The sequence below is a fragment of the Alteromonas sp. IB21 genome (genome assembly GCF_016405965.1).
Taxonomy (GTDB): domain Bacteria; phylum Pseudomonadota; class Gammaproteobacteria; order Enterobacterales; family Alteromonadaceae; genus Alteromonas.
In genome coordinates this window covers 16,968-33,544 of the sequence record NZ_JAEFCD010000021.1, presented here as the reverse complement: position 1 = coordinate 33,544, position 16,577 = coordinate 16,968, and the positions used below count along the sequence as shown (strand labels likewise).

At 44.7% G+C, this 16,577-nt stretch carries 13 protein-coding genes; 9 read left to right on the top strand and 4 right to left on the bottom strand.

What is annotated here, in order from left to right:
• Positions 1-317: 317 nt before the first annotated feature.
• Positions 318-2,267: an alpha-amylase family glycosyl hydrolase gene (locus tag JC525_RS14180; protein WP_198816397.1), complete on the bottom strand. Its 1,950-nt coding sequence runs from the start codon at positions 2,265-2,267 to the stop codon at positions 318-320.
• Positions 2,268-2,548: 281 nt separating this feature from the next.
• On the opposite strand from JC525_RS14180, the gene JC525_RS14175 reads away from it, so the two are divergent.
• Together JC525_RS14175 and JC525_RS14170 are read left to right on the top strand one after the other, a co-directional pair.
• Positions 2,549-3,766 (top strand): MFS transporter, encoded by a 1,218-nt coding sequence (locus JC525_RS14175; RefSeq protein WP_105932674.1) that lies wholly within the window; start codon positions 2,549-2,551, stop codon positions 3,764-3,766.
• Positions 3,767-3,909: 143 nt separating this feature from the next.
• Positions 3,910-4,725 carry a mechanosensitive ion channel family protein gene (locus JC525_RS14170; RefSeq protein ID WP_198816396.1) on the top strand — a complete coding sequence of 272 codons (816 nt, stop codon included), beginning with the start codon at positions 3,910-3,912 and terminating at the stop codon, positions 4,723-4,725.
• A gap of 82 nt (positions 4,726-4,807) precedes the next feature.
• Here JC525_RS14170 and gloA2 read toward each other — a convergent pair whose 3' ends face one another.
• Positions 4,808-5,191: an SMU1112c/YaeR family gloxylase I-like metalloprotein gene (gene gloA2, locus JC525_RS14165; RefSeq protein ID WP_198816395.1), complete on the bottom strand. Its 384-nt coding sequence runs from the start codon at positions 5,189-5,191 to the stop codon at positions 4,808-4,810.
• A gap of 20 nt (positions 5,192-5,211) precedes the next feature.
• Complete coding sequence (locus JC525_RS14160) at positions 5,212-6,162, bottom strand: aldo/keto reductase (protein ID WP_198816394.1); 951 nt, start codon at positions 6,160-6,162, stop codon at positions 5,212-5,214.
• A gap of 272 nt (positions 6,163-6,434) precedes the next feature.
• On the opposite strand from JC525_RS14160, the gene JC525_RS14155 reads away from it, so the two are divergent.
• The 5 genes from JC525_RS14155 to JC525_RS14135 all read left to right on the top strand — a co-directional run bounded on the left by JC525_RS14155 (position 6,435) and on the right by JC525_RS14135 (position 11,212).
• Positions 6,435-6,977, top strand: coding sequence for a lipocalin family protein (locus JC525_RS14155; RefSeq protein ID WP_198816393.1), 543 nt, complete (start codon positions 6,435-6,437; stop codon positions 6,975-6,977).
• 100 nt (positions 6,978-7,077) lie between these two features.
• Positions 7,078-8,124, top strand: a complete 1,047-nt coding sequence (gene pyrC, locus JC525_RS14150; protein ID WP_198816392.1) for a dihydroorotase — start codon at positions 7,078-7,080, stop codon at positions 8,122-8,124.
• Positions 8,094-9,401, top strand: a complete 1,308-nt coding sequence (locus JC525_RS14145) for a substrate-binding periplasmic protein (RefSeq protein ID WP_198816391.1) — start codon at positions 8,094-8,096, stop codon at positions 9,399-9,401. Before pyrC ends, JC525_RS14145 begins: the two co-directional genes overlap by 31 nt.
• The gene (gene dbpA, locus JC525_RS14140) at positions 9,401-10,780 is read left to right on the top strand and encodes an ATP-dependent RNA helicase DbpA (RefSeq protein WP_198816390.1); all 1,380 of its coding nucleotides are present in this window, start codon (positions 9,401-9,403) and stop codon (positions 10,778-10,780) included. The genes JC525_RS14145 and dbpA overlap by 1 nt, the downstream gene beginning before the upstream one ends.
• Positions 10,781-10,813: 33 nt before the next feature.
• Positions 10,814-11,212, top strand: coding sequence for an ACT domain-containing protein (locus JC525_RS14135; protein ID WP_198816389.1), 399 nt, complete (start codon positions 10,814-10,816; stop codon positions 11,210-11,212).
• A 152-nt stretch (positions 11,213-11,364) separates the two neighbouring features.
• Here the strand turns inward: JC525_RS14135 and JC525_RS14130 are convergent, their stop codons facing one another.
• On the bottom strand, positions 11,365-13,431 hold the full coding sequence (locus tag JC525_RS14130) for a M13 family metallopeptidase (RefSeq protein ID WP_198816388.1): 2,067 nt from the start codon (positions 13,429-13,431) through the stop codon (positions 11,365-11,367).
• A 258-nt stretch (positions 13,432-13,689) separates the two neighbouring features.
• Here JC525_RS14130 and JC525_RS14125 point away from each other — a divergent pair, with 258 nt between their 5' ends.
• On the top strand, positions 13,690-14,313 hold the full coding sequence (locus JC525_RS14125; RefSeq protein WP_198816387.1) for an RraA family protein: 624 nt from the start codon (positions 13,690-13,692) through the stop codon (positions 14,311-14,313).
• A gap of 344 nt (positions 14,314-14,657) precedes the next feature.
• Positions 14,658-16,499, top strand: coding sequence for an ABC transporter ATP-binding protein (locus tag JC525_RS14120; protein WP_198816386.1), 1,842 nt, complete (start codon positions 14,658-14,660; stop codon positions 16,497-16,499).
• Positions 16,500-16,577: the final 78 nt, after the last annotated feature.

Here is a 16,577-nt window from a genome sequence, read left to right as displayed (position 1 = left end):
TGCTGCTAACGTTTTTGCAAGAGCTATATTGCAAGGGCTATTTTGCAAAAGCTTCTTTGCAAGAACTAAACCAGACTTATCAGTGCATGTATTTTCCCGCTCCTTCCGCTTCAAAGGCCTAGCGCGTAGTCAATCCAAAGCGTGCAAAAAAATACTGCTTCCTTAAGTATAGTGGTAATTTTTTCAATTGCCTTTGAAACTATGGGATACCTAGTAAGTTATTGGCATGTAAGAATTTAAAGTTTTTGCTGAGCAAGCCCCAACTAATTTGCTAGCCGACGCTAGAAATTAGTTGGGTGTAGCAGACAGAAAGGTAACTAAGCAGGAAGTAGCCACATTTGCTGAAACGGCGCGAGTACGAGTGCTGAAGCGTTTATCTCGACAGTTTCACCAGTAAGTAGCTCTTTACTCGCAGACTCCTTGAGTGTAGCCAAAATGCTACGGGATAGTGATTGAGGGTGTTCACTAAAGTTACAAATAGCAAGCAGCTTTTCCCCTTCCGTATTTTCCCGCAAAAAAGCAAAACAATGCTGGTTGTCTGTTTCTAGTATATGGGTTTTGGCCTGACCGAAAATAGCATGCTGTTTTCTTATTGCTATCATTTGTTGTAGGCCATTGAATACTTTCAGGCTTGCTACTTCTGCCGGGTTTGAAGGTGTAGTTACACCAAGTGCAAGTTGGGTATCTTCATTCGTCACTGCGATACGATTTACCCATCTGTCATCGTGCTTTTTGCTATCGTCATTACGATAACTGTAGTCATTGAGCTTTCCAATTTCATCGCTTGAATAAAGCAAAGGAATACCGCCGATACTAAAGGTAATGCCGTAGAGCAATAACATTCGTTTTACTGCTTCATCTATTCCATGAGCGTCGTTATCTTTTAGTGCACCTTCCAAGCCACACAGCGAGGCGAGTGACCCGCATACTCGGCAATCGCCGTTTGACGGGTTTTCAGCAAAAGGTACGCCGTTTGCAAAACTGCCGTCGAACCGGCCAGTATAAAACTGATTCAGGAACATGCGGTGATCAAACGGGTTGATCCCGATTTCATGTGCCACAGCGTCGTCGAACGTCCACCCTATATCATCGTGACAACGCACATAGTTAACCCAAGTACAGGCATCTGATATTGCGAAACTCTTCTTCATTGAGCTGGTGAGTAGTCGCGTTTTGCGCGTTGCCAGCGAGTTCCATAGTAAGGCCATTAACAGTGGATTGTAGGACAGCTGACACTCGTCTTTGTCAATATACTTAAGTACTTCATCAGGGTGCACAATAGCTTCTGACTTAAATACCACAGCCGGCGCTACAATTTGCAGACAACAATTAAACGCTTGAATTAGCACGTGTGCTTTTTCTTGATTTTCGCAATTTGTGCCTAGCTCTTTCCAAATAAATGCCAGTGCGTCTAAACGTAACGCTGCACAACCTAAGTTCGCTAAAAATAGCATTTCTGAAGTAATTGCATTAAATACTTCAGGGTTGCTGTAATTCAGGTCCCACTGAAAGCTGTTGAAAGTAGTCCACACCCACTTTTCCATTTGGTCATTAAAGGTGAAACTGCCTCTTCTTACCTGTGGGAATATTTCTCTAAGTGTATGTTCGTATTGGTCCGGAATCGTTCTGTCGTCAAACAAATAGTAATAATTTTGATATTGTTTATCGCCATCCAGCGCTGCTTTGGCCCAAGCGTGCTCATCGGAGGTATGGTTAAAGACGAAATCGAGAACAAGGTTAATCCCTTCTTTTTGAAGTGCGTCGGCGAGTTTTTCTAAATCTTTGACCGTCCCCAATGTTGGGTTTACCTTTCGGTAGTCTGAAACTGCATACCCACCGTCACTGTCACCTTTAGGTGCATCATACAATGGCATCAAATGAACGTACGTAACACCTAGTGCTTTGAAGTATTCAATTTTGCCGTGCAGGTCGTTAAGCGTCGGTCCCATGAGATCAACATAGCAGGCCATACCGACTTGTTCTTCATCGCGATACCACAACGGCGAGTCTAGGCGCTGGCTGTCTAGTTTTTTAAGTGCAGGCTTTCTATTTTTTGAACCGTCTCTTAAAATTTCGACGAGTTTTTGTAAATGAAAATAGCAGTCGTACTGATGACCGTAGACATAAGTATATTTTTCAAAAAGGCGAGGGAAATGCGCCTTCAATCGACGAGTAAATGTAGTAGCATCTTTCTTTGTAAGGCCAGATAAATCGGTGGATGCTAAGATTCGGTCTAAACATACACCACTGTCAGCAGCATAGCTCATAGAAAACTCCAAAATGTTACGCACTTGTATGCTAAATTAGCCTAGCCGAATTATCGGGTTTACAGGCTTTTTAAATTCTGTTAACTTTTATCTTAAACGATTAAGCTGATTTTTCAAGGTTATTAAATCGTTATTTTTTACTAAATGAGTACGTGCAACAGTAAACGTATTTTTATGAATTTAAGAAAGGTTAAGCTAACCTTTTCGCCAGTGTGTTTGTGAGACAAAATATGCCTAATCATGACTCTAGTAGCAGAATTATCAGGTGGTTGACGTACCTTATGTTTATGATGTTCGCAATGACATCAGATTCTGTAGGCGAGATAATCAAAGAAGTAAAAGTGGCGTTTTCGGTCACTAATGCGCAAGCTAGCTTGATGCATTCACTCCCTATGCTGGGCATTGCTTTATCAGGGCTATTTCTTGGCTTTTTAGCCGATAAGTTAGGGCGAAAACCAACAATAATCATAGGGCTAGCGCTTTTTGGCTTAGCCTGCTACAGCTTCCTTATTGCCAATGACTTTATGCTAATCGTAAGTTTAATGAGTCTTTCGGGCGTAGCAGTAGGGATATTTAAGACGGGCGCCCTTGCGTTGATTGGTGATATATCCTCGTCAACTAAACAGCACACAGCTACCATGAACGGCGCAGAAGCGTTTTTTGGCGTAGGCGCTATTATTGGTCCATTAATTGTTGCATACCTCATTCACCAAGGCGTTGCTTGGCAGTGGCTTTACGTCATAGCCGGTGGTGTTTGCACAGTATTAATTGTAGGCGCGTTATTAGTTAAATATCCCGCTTACACAAGAAACACTGGGAACGGTGAGGAAAAGGTATCCATAGCGCAAAGTCTGAAATTGGTCAAAAATCCGTATGCGCTGGGCTTTTCAATAGGCGCATTTCTCTACGTTGCCGCAGAAAGTGCGATTTACGTTTGGATGCCGAGTTATTTAGTGTGCGATGCAACCACACTTAAGGCGACTTATGATTGTTATACCGAGGGCTTCTCACAAACGTTAGCCATATATTCGGTAACCGCTTTCTTTATTCTTCGTGCTGCAGGGCGATTTGTAGGGATCTGGATGATGTCTCGTTTCAACTGGGCACTCGTTCTGATGCTATTTACTGGTGCTATTGTGCTGTGTTTCGGTATCGGGTTGTGGGGTGGAAAGCAAGTGGCGTTATTCTTGTTCCCGTTGACAGGTATTTTTATGTCGGTCATATATCCAACCTTTAATTCCAAAGGGATAAGTTGTTTTCCTAAACATCAGCATGGTAGCGTAGCCGGCGTTATATTGTTCTTTACTGCCGCTGGTGCAGCCGCAGGGCCATTTATAATGGGCCTCGTCAGTGACGCTAATGGCGGTGATGCCAAATACGGCTTTATGGTAGCAACAGGGTTTGCGGCATTGCTTTTCGTGGGACTGGTATATAACTACATCAAGAACCCTACAAAAGCGCGTTTGGCTGAAATAGAGGCAAGCGAATACGCGAACTAATGGCTGTCTTTTTTAAGTCTTGTCATCAACAGATCCCACTTTTCCTATACCAGTGCCGGGCTAAGTTCCGGCACTGGTTTTTCTTATCATTGTTGTTTACTCTTCACCTATTCAAGTATCACCGCTAATTGTACTCACGCTCAATGGACGAATTAAAACAAGCGCAAGCGCTATACGACACACTGGTTGAATTTGCAGTGACCTACAGCTTCCAAATTGTAGGCGCCATTATTATATTTTTCATTGGTTGGTGGGTTGCCAACAAAATAGGCCATGTGGTTGAAAACCTAATGGTAAGCAAAAGCATAGATGTCACGCTTAGTCGTTTCACTGGTGGCGCCTGTAAATTGGTGGTGCTTGGGATTGTCATCATCATAGCGCTAGGCAATGTTGGTATTAGTGTTACACCCCTTATTGCTGCGTTAGGCGCAGTGGGACTGGGGGCAGGCCTTGCCATTCAGGGAATGCTGGCAAATTATGCTGCTGGATTCACCATCATCATTACCCGCCCCTTTGTTGTGGGAGATACCATTCGCGTTCGTGGGGTTGCCGGTGTTGTCGACCAAGTGATGCTGCCCTATACCATTTTGATAGACGAAGATAATGTGCAAATTCAAATTCCCAACAAGCTAATTGTGGGCGAAATATTGCACAACTCTGCAGGAAATATGCTTATCGAGCTGGAGATTGGCGTTGCGTACTCTAGTGATGTAGACAATGTTATTGAAGTTATTCGAAACGCGGTTAAAACCGTCGACGGTGTTAGCACTGAAAAGTCACCGGCCATTGGCGTTGACAATTTTGGCGATAGCAGTATTAACTTTGGAGTGCGGGTATGGGCGCCTGCAGTAAAGCATTTCGAAGTGCGATATGCGCTTAACCAAGCTATATTTAACGCTCTTCAACAGCATGATATCGATATTCCATTCCCGCAACGGGAAGTAAGAATGCTGGATTAGCCTACATAACCAACGCCGTTGAAGAAAAAAGCCGAATAAAGACACGCCTTTATTCGGCACTTTTTAACGCGAGAACGTCCTTTTAAAGTTCGTATAGCTCTAGGGGTAAACCGTCAGGATCTTGGAAAAACGTAAAGCGTTTGCCGGTATATTCGTCAGTTCTTACCGGTTCGCATTCCACGCGCTTATTCGTTAAGTGATTAATCACCTCATCTAAATTGTCTACTTTGAATGCCAGGTGTCGGAGCCCTTGTGCTTCGGGGCGTGACGGCCTTTTTGGTGCCCCTGGAAACGAAAACAACTCTATTTGGCTACCATCTGGTAAGCCCAAGTCGCATTTATACGAGTCCCTAGCCTCGCGGTAATTTTCATCAATAATGGAAAAACCTAAGACGTCAGTGTAAAACGCTTTTGAACGCGGATAATCGCTACAAATAACAGCGACATGATGAAAGCCTTTCAACATACCATTTCCCTCGTTGTTTGTTATGGCATCTCTTGGCCACGAGCTACCTCAAATAGCTTATACCAGTGCTCGCGGGTCAGGTGAACGTTCATGGCTTTTTGACTTGCTTTAATCCTTTCGACGTTAGTACTACCTAAAACTGGAGCAATATTAGCGGGATGGCGCATAAGCCAAGCCAATACGATGGCCTCGGGTGTTGTTTGATATTCCCCCGCAAGCTGCGCAACCAAATCAGCCGTGGCTTTATCGCTACTTGTTTCTGCCGTGGCCCCTGTATATTTACCTTGAGCTAAGCTTCCCCATGCCTGCAGCTGTACATTGTTCATCATACAATATTCTAGTGTGCCAGGGGCGTATCCAATGTCGCGATTCGCAGCATTATTGGTAGTAATACCGTCTTCTAACCAGTCTCTAAAGCCCAAACTCAATTCTAATTGATTGGCGACTATAGGCGTTGAAAGCGCCGATTGAAGGAAGTTAATTTGGTGCCCATGCATGTTCGATACGCCCACATGCTTAATCTTTCCCTGCTGCTGCAGAAGCTGTAGCGTCCCCGCGACTTCTTCCAACACCATTAATGGGTCGGGGCGGTGAAGCAATAGAACATCGAGTTGCTCTATGCCTAAGCGAGAAAGAATACCCTCCACTGAACTATGAATATGGCTCGCGGAGAAGTCATACCGTTTTGGTCCCAAATCATCCTCAAAGCGTATTGCACATTTTGATTGGATAATCATTCTGTCTTTCAATTCTGGCGCTTCTTTCAGCGCTTCACCAAAGGCAGTTTCGGCTTTTCCAAAAGTATAAATGTCAGCGTGATCAAAAACGTTAATATCTAGGTCTAACACAGTGTCGATAATGGAACGGGCTTGGCTGATGTCATCTTTTGTGACAGGTGAATTATTCCAACCTCCACCGAGACCCATGCACCCGTAAATTAAGCGGCTTGCGTGTGGAAAATGGGCATTCATTTGTTCTTCTCCCTATTTAAAATATCGAGTGGACAAGACGTTATGGCACTCGTTATTAATAACTGTTCATTGTTAATCGTCAGGCACTGTAATATGTGCGCACGCATAATAAAAGTTTGATCAGGCGAAATTATTTTTTATAACGACAGCGAGCTTATCTTGTCTGGTCAGGTCAACGTTGAGTGTAAGCGGTTTATGGAATGAAGCAGCTACCTGTTTTGAACAGGCACGCTTCTTTGCCATAAAAATGTGTACAGAGAAAGAGAGAGCATATGTTTAAGAAATTGATTTTTGCGATAGTAAGTGGTTTTTTTCTTACGAGTTTACTAGGGTGTACTGGTGTACCTGAGAACGTCACACCGGTTGATGAATTCGAACTTCCTCGTTACCTGGGCAAGTGGTACGAGATTGCTAGGTACGATCATAGCTTCGAGGAAGGGTTAAGCGAAGTAACAGCAACCTACAGCATGCGCGACGACGGTGGTGTAAAAGTGATCAATCGCGGGTTTTCTAAACAAGAAAACGCATGGGATGAAGCAGAAGGCAAAGCGTACTTTGTTGACACCTCTTCAATTGGGCACCTGAAGGTCTCTTTCTTTGGCCCATTTTATGCGAGCTACGTAATCATGGCGCTAGACAAAGAAGGGTATCAATACGCGTTAATTACCGGCCCTGATAAAGACTATCTGTGGATCCTAGCCCGCACGCCTTCAATTGATGATGATGTACGTTCTCAGCTTTTAGATACAGCCTCAGCTGCCGGCTATAACGTCAACAAACTAATTTGGGTAGAGCACGAAAAAAATAACCCATAGCCCTAAGCGGCGGTCTCGTTCCGCGCGCAAAAGTATTGAGTTGTGCTATTATTGCGCGAATATATCCCTTTGTTTGAACAAGTACTAAGAGAAACAAGGCATGCAAACGCTTACTATTACTACGCCAGATGATTGGCACCTTCATTTTCGCGACAACGAAATGCTAGCGGAAACCGTTCCAGCAACTGCACGCTGCTTTCAACGTGCTATTGTGATGCCGAATCTTGTGCCGCCAGTGGTAAATGCTGAAATGGCGATGGCGTATAAGGAGCGCATTGAGGCTGCAAGACCGAGTGGCAGCAGTTTTGAGCCATTGATGACTTTGTTTCTAACCAATCAAACTACGCCACAAGATATTGTTGATGCTAAGCAAGCCGGTGTCACCGCGTGCAAATTGTATCCTGCGGGCGCAACTACGAATTCTGACGCGGCAGTAAAAGGTATTCAGGCTTTGTACCCTGTATTTCAAGCTATGCAAGAACAAGGTTTGTTGCTGCTAATTCACGGTGAAGTGACAGAGCACCACATCGATATATTCGACCGTGAAAAAGTGTTCATCGATACTCATTTAGGCCCAATTGTTGAGGCGTTTCCGAAACTAAAAGTAGTGTTTGAGCACATTACAACCGCAGATGCGGCAAGCTTTGTTGCCGGCGCGAGCGAATTTGTTGGTGCTACTATTACGCCTCAGCATTTGTTACTAAATCGCAACGACCTTCTCGTGGGTGGAGTACGACCTCACAATTACTGCTTGCCAGTGCTTAAGCGCAATACTCATCAAAAAGCGCTTCGAGATATGGTGGCAAGTGGCAATAAAAAGTTCTTTCTAGGAACAGATTCAGCGCCGCACGCGAAACACAAAAAGGAAAATGCATGTGGCTGTGCGGGTTGTTATAGTGCGTGGTCGGCAATTGAGCTTTACGCAGAGGTGTTTGAGCAGCTAGGCGCAATAGACAAACTAGAAGGCTTTGCCAGCCATTATGGTGCGGATTTTTATGGTTTACCGCGAAATACAACTACAATGACATTAGTTAAAGCGTCGTGGACGGTGCCAGAACAAGTTACCTTAGCTGATGGCACCGATATGGTTCCATTTTTTGCTGGACAAACATTACAGTGGAAACTAGAAAAAGCGTTTCAAGCTTAATTTTACTGGTTCTTTGCTTAAGTGCCCTATGGATAAACCCCGTTAGGGCACTTACCCTTTATAAGTCGAACGCTCATGATTTCCAAGGTGTGCTTACTCAATCGCAGCGAGAGCGTATTGACGAGTATGCCCGCGCTGTCCTTGAAAATGCATTATCAAACGAGCAGGTTGACTTTATACAAGCCCCGAAAAAAACGCAGGGTAGTCCCCATATTTATTCAAGTTTAATGAGAACTGCAGATAGCGAGCGAGACTTTTACTGGATATCTCCTCTGGTTGCTTTTGAATGCAGTGGAACCGCGCCATGCACCCCAAACGCAGGGAGTCAGTCAAAAAAATTAGCTGTCGTTTACATTGCGATAGACAAAAACACTGCCTCTTTTGAATTTGCAGACCGCCTCACCGGACAAATAACCGAGTATAAAAGATCAGAAGGCTTTTATTTGCTAGCCAACCATTTGAAATCTGAGCTGTCAAAAAGCTTTTCCGACATAGTGCTAACCTATGGCATTCTGAGCCTAGCGGGTCAATTACGCACTGATGCCAGCGACCTTTGGGTGATAGCTGACGTCGTTCCACTCTTTTCTGAAAAGGATGAGCGCGGCAAGGTAAAAGGTATTGCCGCTGACTTAGTGAATAGCGTCCTCAAAGAAGTTTCCTTACCGCAATACATTTTGTCTGCGCCGTGGGAACGTATCGCTAAAGAAGCGATGTCTAAATCGAACGTGTTGGTGTTTGCTGTTATCCGTACGGCAGAAAGAGACGACGTTTTTCATTGGGTCACGCCAGTGTCGCGCAACCTTCACGGTCTCTACGGCATAAATAAACCCTATTTCGAAACCTTTGAAGATGTACCACGAACATTCAAAGTAGGGACGCTATTAGAAGACTATCGCTATAATGTTGCGCTTGAACATGGTTTTAACGTAAAGGCTTACGATTCTTGGAAAGAATTAGTTGAAGCATTATTTTATAACGAAATCGATACAATTTTTGGTTCTCAGGGCGCAATTGACTTTGGATGTAACCCAAATCAATTTAAATGTGAGACAATAACACTTTCCAGTAAATACGATATCTCAACGGCCTACCTAGCACTATCTAAGAAAGACACCTGTATTTTTGTTTTAGAAAAGCTCAAGCTAGCGGCGGCCGATGTGAAAATGAGTGATGAATTTAATGAGCGGCTTTCTTCATGGAGTGACATGGTGTCCCAAGAATACGGCATAGCTCATCATACCGAACATGGTGTAGTGCACCTTTGGAACCCAAATTAATGACAGTTGAAACAGTAAAGCAATTAGATATAAATCCCGCCATCATAAAGGCATTAGACTCACAAGGCATTCATCAGCTCTCTCCCATACAATCTCAGTCACTTCCAGAGGCCTTACAGGGTAAGGATGTCATTGGTCAAGCCCAGACCGGCAGTGGTAAAACTTTGTGTTTTGTTATCCCGGCACTTCAGCGTATTGAAGTTTACGACTTTACTACACAGGTGATTATGCTTTGCCCCACTCGAGAGCTTGCTGAACAAGTCGCCCAGCAATGTCGTGCAGCCGCTAAAGATATTGGCAACATCAAAGTGACAACCTTGTGTGGTGGTCAGCCGATGGGGCCTCAGATTCAGTCACTCAAACATAGTCCCCACATCATTGTTGGTACACCAGGTCGTGTGATGGACCACGTGGAAAAGCGCCGCTTAGACTTGCGCAACGTAAAATTGCGTGTTCTCGACGAAGCCGATCGTATGCTAGATATGGGCTTTGAGGATGACTTGCGCGTTATTTTTGGTCAAACGCCAAAGCAGGTACAAACTCTGTTGTTCTCTGCCACCTTCACTGAACAAATTGAGCGTGTGGCAAAGCAGTACCTGCATGATCCGGTAACTTGTAAAGTAGAATCTCAAGAGAATAAACCTGCAATAACTCAGCTGGGATACAACGTATTACCCCACACCCGCACGCAGGCGCTTAAAGCGGTGTTGACGGAATATCAGCCTAAAAATGCCATTGTTTTCTGTAACCGTAAAACGCAGGTTAATGAGGTGGTTGAAGAGCTACTCGAAGACGGTTTTAGCGCTAAAGGTCTTCAGGGTGATATGGAACAGCACCAACGCACGTCAGTGCTCATGCAGTTTGCCAGCGACTCTCTGCAAGTGCTTGTTGCCACGGATGTAGCAGCCCGTGGATTAGATATAGACGATGTTGCCTGTGTTATAAATTACACCGTGAGCGAAGAGCCTGAAACCCATATTCACCGAATAGGGCGCACCGCACGAGCGGGTGCAAAAGGCTTGGCTATAACCTTGGTAAGTGAAGAGGAAGAGCATTTCTTAAGAAAAATAGAAGTGCTACAGGAAAGCGACATTCCACTTAAAGGCGCGCAAAGTTTACGGTTCCACAAAAACAAAATTACTCAGCCTGAGTTCACCTGTATTTCATTAAGTGCAGGTAAAAAAGAAAAGCTTCGCCCGGGGGATTTAGTGGGTGCGCTGACCAAAGATGCGGGAATACCTGGCGATGATCTAGGTAAAATCGCGGTTCAAAACAGCATGAGTTTTGTCGCAGTAAAAGCGCGTAGCGTGAAAAAAGCCATGACACAATTTAGAGAAGGCAAAATTAAAGGTAAGCGTATTAGAGCTAAAAAGCTTTAGACAAATTATGACCTTAAACTAAGAGAGCGTAGCGTGATAGCTGAAACCGACTTAAGTGTGTTACTCAAAAACTTAAACCCCGTGGCAAGTAGTGAAAATTATGTTTTTATTACCCTGCCTTCTGACAAGTTAACCAGCACCCTTATCTCAGCAGCTAAAGGCATGTTTCAGGAACGCGAAGGGATAACGCTTATTCTTCCGGTGGCTGCAGCCGAACAGGCTAACCTGCAATTTGAAGGCTATTACTGCTGTATAACGTGTGAAGTGCATTCAAGTTTGGAAGCGGTAGGAATGACCGCAGCCATGTCTACTGCACTGGGTAAGGCGGGAATTAGCGCAAACGTGGTGGCCGCTTATTATCACGACCACATTTTTGTGCCAGCCGAAAAAGTTGATTTGGCGCTAGAGGTTTTGACTTCGCTCTCCCATTAATATAGCCCATTATCGGTTTGGTAAACATACCATCGTATTTAGCCTTCTGAAGCTGCTTAATGCCATCTCTCACAAAACGACAAAAAAAGCCCCAGTTTGACGAACATGGGGCTTTAACGGTCGTATTATCTATGCATGCTTATGTACGCGAATTACCAAATTTTCACGCGTTCTTCTGGTGGTAAATACAACGCATCTTCTTCGGTCACGTTAAACGCTTCGTAGAATTCTGGTACGTTGCGCACAGCACCGTTAGTACGGAACTTGGCAGGTGAATGAGTATCGGTTTGTACTTGGCTGCGCAAGGCTTCTTCACGGTATTTGCTGGCCCACACTTGGCCGTAACCAATGAATACACGCTGTTCGCCAGTGAAACCATCTAGTTCAGGCGCTTCCTCACCATCAAGAGACAGATGATAAGCTTTAAGTGCGATGCTGATGCCGCCAAGGTCGCCGATGTTTTCACCTAAGGTATATTCACCGTTTACGTGCAAATCAGGCAGCACCTCAAACTGGTTATACTGTTCAATTAAGTTTGCAGTGCGTGCTTCAAACTCGCCGCGATCTTCATCAGTCCACCAGTTTCTCAGAACGCCGTCACCGTCGAAGGTTGACCCTGAATCATCAAAACCATGGCCAATTTCGTGACCAATTACCGCGCCAATACCACCGTAGTTAACCGCATCTTCGGCGTTCATGTCAAAGAGCGGAGGTTGAAGGATAGCCGCAGGGAATACAATTTCGTTTAGCGGAGGGTTGTAGTAAGCATTAACAGTTTGTGGTGTCATGCCCCATTCATGGGTCCACACTGGGCCACCTTGTTTCTTAAGCATTTCTTCATACAGCACGTCCGAAGAACGCTTTAGGTTTCCAAACAGGTCACTGGCATTAACTGTCAGCGCTGAATAGTCTCTCCACTGGTCTGGGTAACCAATTTTCACGGTAAACTTAGACAATTTGTCTAGCGCTTGTGCACGAGTTTCATCTGTCATCCAATCAAGATTTTCGATACTTTCTTTGTAAGCTAACAGCAGGTTATTAACCATTTCCATCATGCGGTCTTTCGCTTCAGGCGGGAAGTGCTGTTTTACATAGACCTTACCGATAAGCTCGCCAACGTGGGCATTTGAAAGGCTTACCGCACGACGCCATTGTGGCTGTTGCTCTTCAACACCGCGCAGCACTTTACTGTAGAAATTGAAGTTAGCTTCATCAAGCTCGGCATTTAAGCGGCTGGCTGAAGCATTTAACAAGCCCCACTTAAGGAACGTCTTCCAATCTTCCAGTGAGGTTTCTGCAATAACACCATCAATGTTTTGCATGTAGTCTTTTTGCAAAATACCTAGCGAAGGAATGTCGCTAATGTCTGCTTCAGTAAGATAAGCGTCCCAGTCGAACTTAGGCATTAACGCTTTAAGTTCTTCAATTGTCAGTTTGTTATAGTTGGCAGCAAAGTTACGGGCCTGCTCTTTTTTCATATGTAGCTGAGCAATTTTAGTCTCAAGTGCGAACAGCATATCCGCACTTTCTTTAGGCGCTTCGAAACCCGCCAGTTCAAACATGGTTTGGATATGCTTAACGTAGGAATCACGAATGGTTTGTGATGTTTCGTCATCCTTAAAGTAATACTCGCGCTCAGGAAGGCCCAAGCCCGACTGCCACGTGTACATTAAGTATTCTTTCGGCGACTTAAGATCAGGGTATTGGGTTAGGCTAAACGGTGTACCGTAGCCATAACGAGCTGCATAAGCGAAGTACTCAGCAAGGTCGGTATAGTCTTCAATGGCATCAATTTTTGAAAGCTCAGGCTTTAGCGGCGTCATGCCAAGCTCGTTGCGGGTCTCCATGTCCATATAAGCACGGTAAAAATCACCCACTTTCTGCTCGTCACTCCCAGCTTTAAAATCAGCCTCTGCCGATGATTTAATGATATCCATGACATGATCTTGCGCTTCATCACGAAGAATAACGGACGCGCCATAGCTAGATTTATCTGCTGGTATTTCAAAATTATCAAACCACTTGCCGTTTACGTAGCGGAAAAAGTCATCACCTGGGTCAACAGAAAGGTCCATATTCTCTTTTATGACACCTGAGGAAAGCTGTTGTTGAGCCTCTTTAGTGGTTGGGCTTTGTGTCTGTTGCTCTGTTGATGAGTTTTGTGGGCTACAAGCTGTTAAGGCCAGTGCCACACTTAAGCTTAAAACGCTACGTAACATATCGAGTTTTCCTTTTTATGTTATCGGCAGTGGTGAAATCTACCGTTTATTTGTTTTTGGCACGATGCAATAGCGCTCTAATTTGCTTGAAAGGTTAATAACCTAATACGCCTGCTCGCCTTTTATAATCACATTTGTTTTTAGCATGGCAATGCCAACAGAAAAAGTGTTTATAGTGAAAATACACAGCTTGTAACAACTTGGGCTCCCAATTTCGTTATAGTGATTTTTCTCACCAGTAAAAAGACAGGAAAGGCAATGGAATTAGACAATACCCCTTTTGACAGCGTCTCGCCTTGCGAATATGCAGACGCGCTTCCAAGAGAGCAGTTTATGGATTACGCCATAAAACCTTTATGGGAGGGTATCCCGCGTATAGCCGGTCCCGCTTTCACTGTAAAATGTGAGGCAGGGGACCATCTAATGCTTCATGCGGCAATATATCGCGCAAACCCGGGTGATATTATCGTCGTAGAGGCCGATGATAAGTTTGCAGTCGCTGGTGGTAATGTGTGTGCAATTGCGCAGGCTCGCGGTATTAAAGGTTTTGTTATCGATGGTGTGATTCGTGATATCGCTGAAACACGGGATAACAAGTTTCCCGTGTTTGCTCTCGGTGTAGTACCTAAGCCGGGTGCGAAGCAGTGTATTTCACCTCTGAATCAGCCTGTAAACTGTGGAGGTGTTACTGTTCATGCAGGTGACATCATTGTCGCTGACGAAGAGGGCATTGCAGTCATTCCCAAAGCCGATGCATTAACCGTCTTTGATATCGCTAAAAAGCGCGCCGAAAAAGACGGTGCTATGACGTTAGCGCAATGGCAGGCCGAGCACGCCAAAAAAGTGGAGAGCATTCTGACAGAACTCGGATATACCGACTAATAGGCGTAACATTAAACGGATAATGTTTGTCTATGCTGCTGCATACTTCCCGTGGCACTACGCTAATCGAGTTAGGTTGCTCGGTCGACACACCTACTAGCTTCTCTTGGTTTAGCAGCCATGACCAAGTGTTCTAAAACGGGCGTGGTCATCGGCTTTTTAGCACGGTAAAAGAGAAGGAAATCAGCCCTTACTTCTACAAAGTATTAACCAACTTTAAGTGAACTTTGCGCTAAAACATGACGCAAAGTTCAACACGCGTTTTTATATCGTGTAGAATTGTGACCCAGCATTTTGGGGCATGCGTAAATGTGCTCTGTCACTGAATAACTAACGAGTTTTACATGTTTTCATTTTTTGAAAAGCTTACCCAGCCTTTCCCAGATACGCCACCTACCCAACCACCGCAAGGCATTGTTGCTTTTTGTAAGTATTATACCAAAGGCATGTGGGGCGTAATTCTCACCGTTTCCTTGCTTAGTGCAATTGTTGCCATGTTAGAAGTGGCATTGTTTGGCTTTTTAGGACAGCTAGTCGATTGGTTTTCCGAGCAAAATCGCGAGACATTCTTAGCCGACCAAAAGTTTACACTTATAGGAATGGGGGTTACCGTACTTGTACTAATTCCCCTGTTTATTTTGCTTCGCTCCTTATTTTCCCGTCAGTCGTTGATGGGGAACTACCCAATGCGCATTAGATGGCAGGCGCACCGCTATTTGCTGGGTCAAAGCTTAACGTTTTTCCACGATGAATTTGCCGGACGTGTTGCCACTAAGGTAATGCAAACCGCACTATCGGTGAGAGAGACCGTAACTAAAGTTCTCGACTTACTGGTGTATATAAGTGTTTATTTTATCTCAATGGTTGTGCTTATTTTCAGTACTGACTGGCGCCTAGCCATGCCGCTTATCGTGTGGTTCTTTGTGTACATTGGCATCTTAAAAGTGCTGGTACCTAAACTAAAGGAAGTATCGCAAAAACAAGCGGACGCGCGTTCATTGATGACGGGGCGTATTGTTGATAGCTATACCAATATCACAACGGTAAAGCTGTTTTCACATAGCCGCCGTGAAGCGGATTATGCAAAAGAAAGTATGGATGGTTTTCTTCAGACAGTTTACCCGCAAATGCGTTTGGTTACCGTGTTGGAATTCTGTGTAGAGATGGCCAATGCCATTCTTATTTTCACCATTGGCGCTCTATCTATTTATTTGTGGATGGAAAACATCGCAAGCCCTGGAGATATTGCCATTGCCATTAGTTTATGTCTTCGTCTAAACGGAATGTCGCACTGGGTAATGTGGGAGGTATCAGGCTTGTTTGAAAACTTGGGCACGGTGCAGGACGGTATGAATACGCTGGCTCAACCCATCGCGGTTAAAGACAAACCCGAGGCAAATGCACTTAAAGTAAGCGGTGGGGGAATTACCTTTGATGATGTGAACTTCTCGTACTCTGGTGCTGATGATAAACCTATCGATGTCTTTTCTCACTTGGATTTGAGCATAAAGCCAGGGGAGAAAGTCGGCTTAGTGGGGCGTTCTGGCGCGGGTAAATCGACCTTGGTTAATTTACTTATGCGTTTTTACGACACCCAAAGCGGCCGCATTATTATCGATGGACAAGATATCACTCAAGTTGGGCAAGAAACCCTGCGCGCCAAAATCAGTATGGTGACACAAGATACCTCGCTTATGCATCGTTCGGTGCGTGACAACATTCTTTACGGGCGCACGGATGCTACAGAAGAAGACATGATCCGTGCAGCTAAGCAGGCCGAAGCACATGACTTTATTCTGACGCTCACCGATAGTCATGGAAGAACAGGATATGACGCCCATGTAGGCGAGCGTGGAGTGAAGCTTTCTGGGGGGCAGCGCCAGCGTATCGCAATTGCGCGCGTTTTGTTAAAAGATGCACCAGTGCTGGTACTAGACGAAGCGACATCTGCACTGGATTCTGAAGTTGAGGCGGCCATTCAAGCGTGTTTGGACAAGGTAATGGAAGGCAAAACAGTACTTGCCATAGCGCACCGTTTATCCACTATAGCGCAAATGGACAGGTTGTTGGTGCTCGATAAAGGCAATATTGTAGAGCAGGGCACGCATGCCGAACTCATTGCTCATAATGGTATTTATGCAAAGCTGTGGGCGCATCAAACCGGTGGTTTCATTGGGGTAGAATAAATTTAGTAAGAAATAATAGGAAGAGCATTTGGGAGCGATAAACCGCTTGTATCTTGAAAGTGGTTAAGTATAATACGC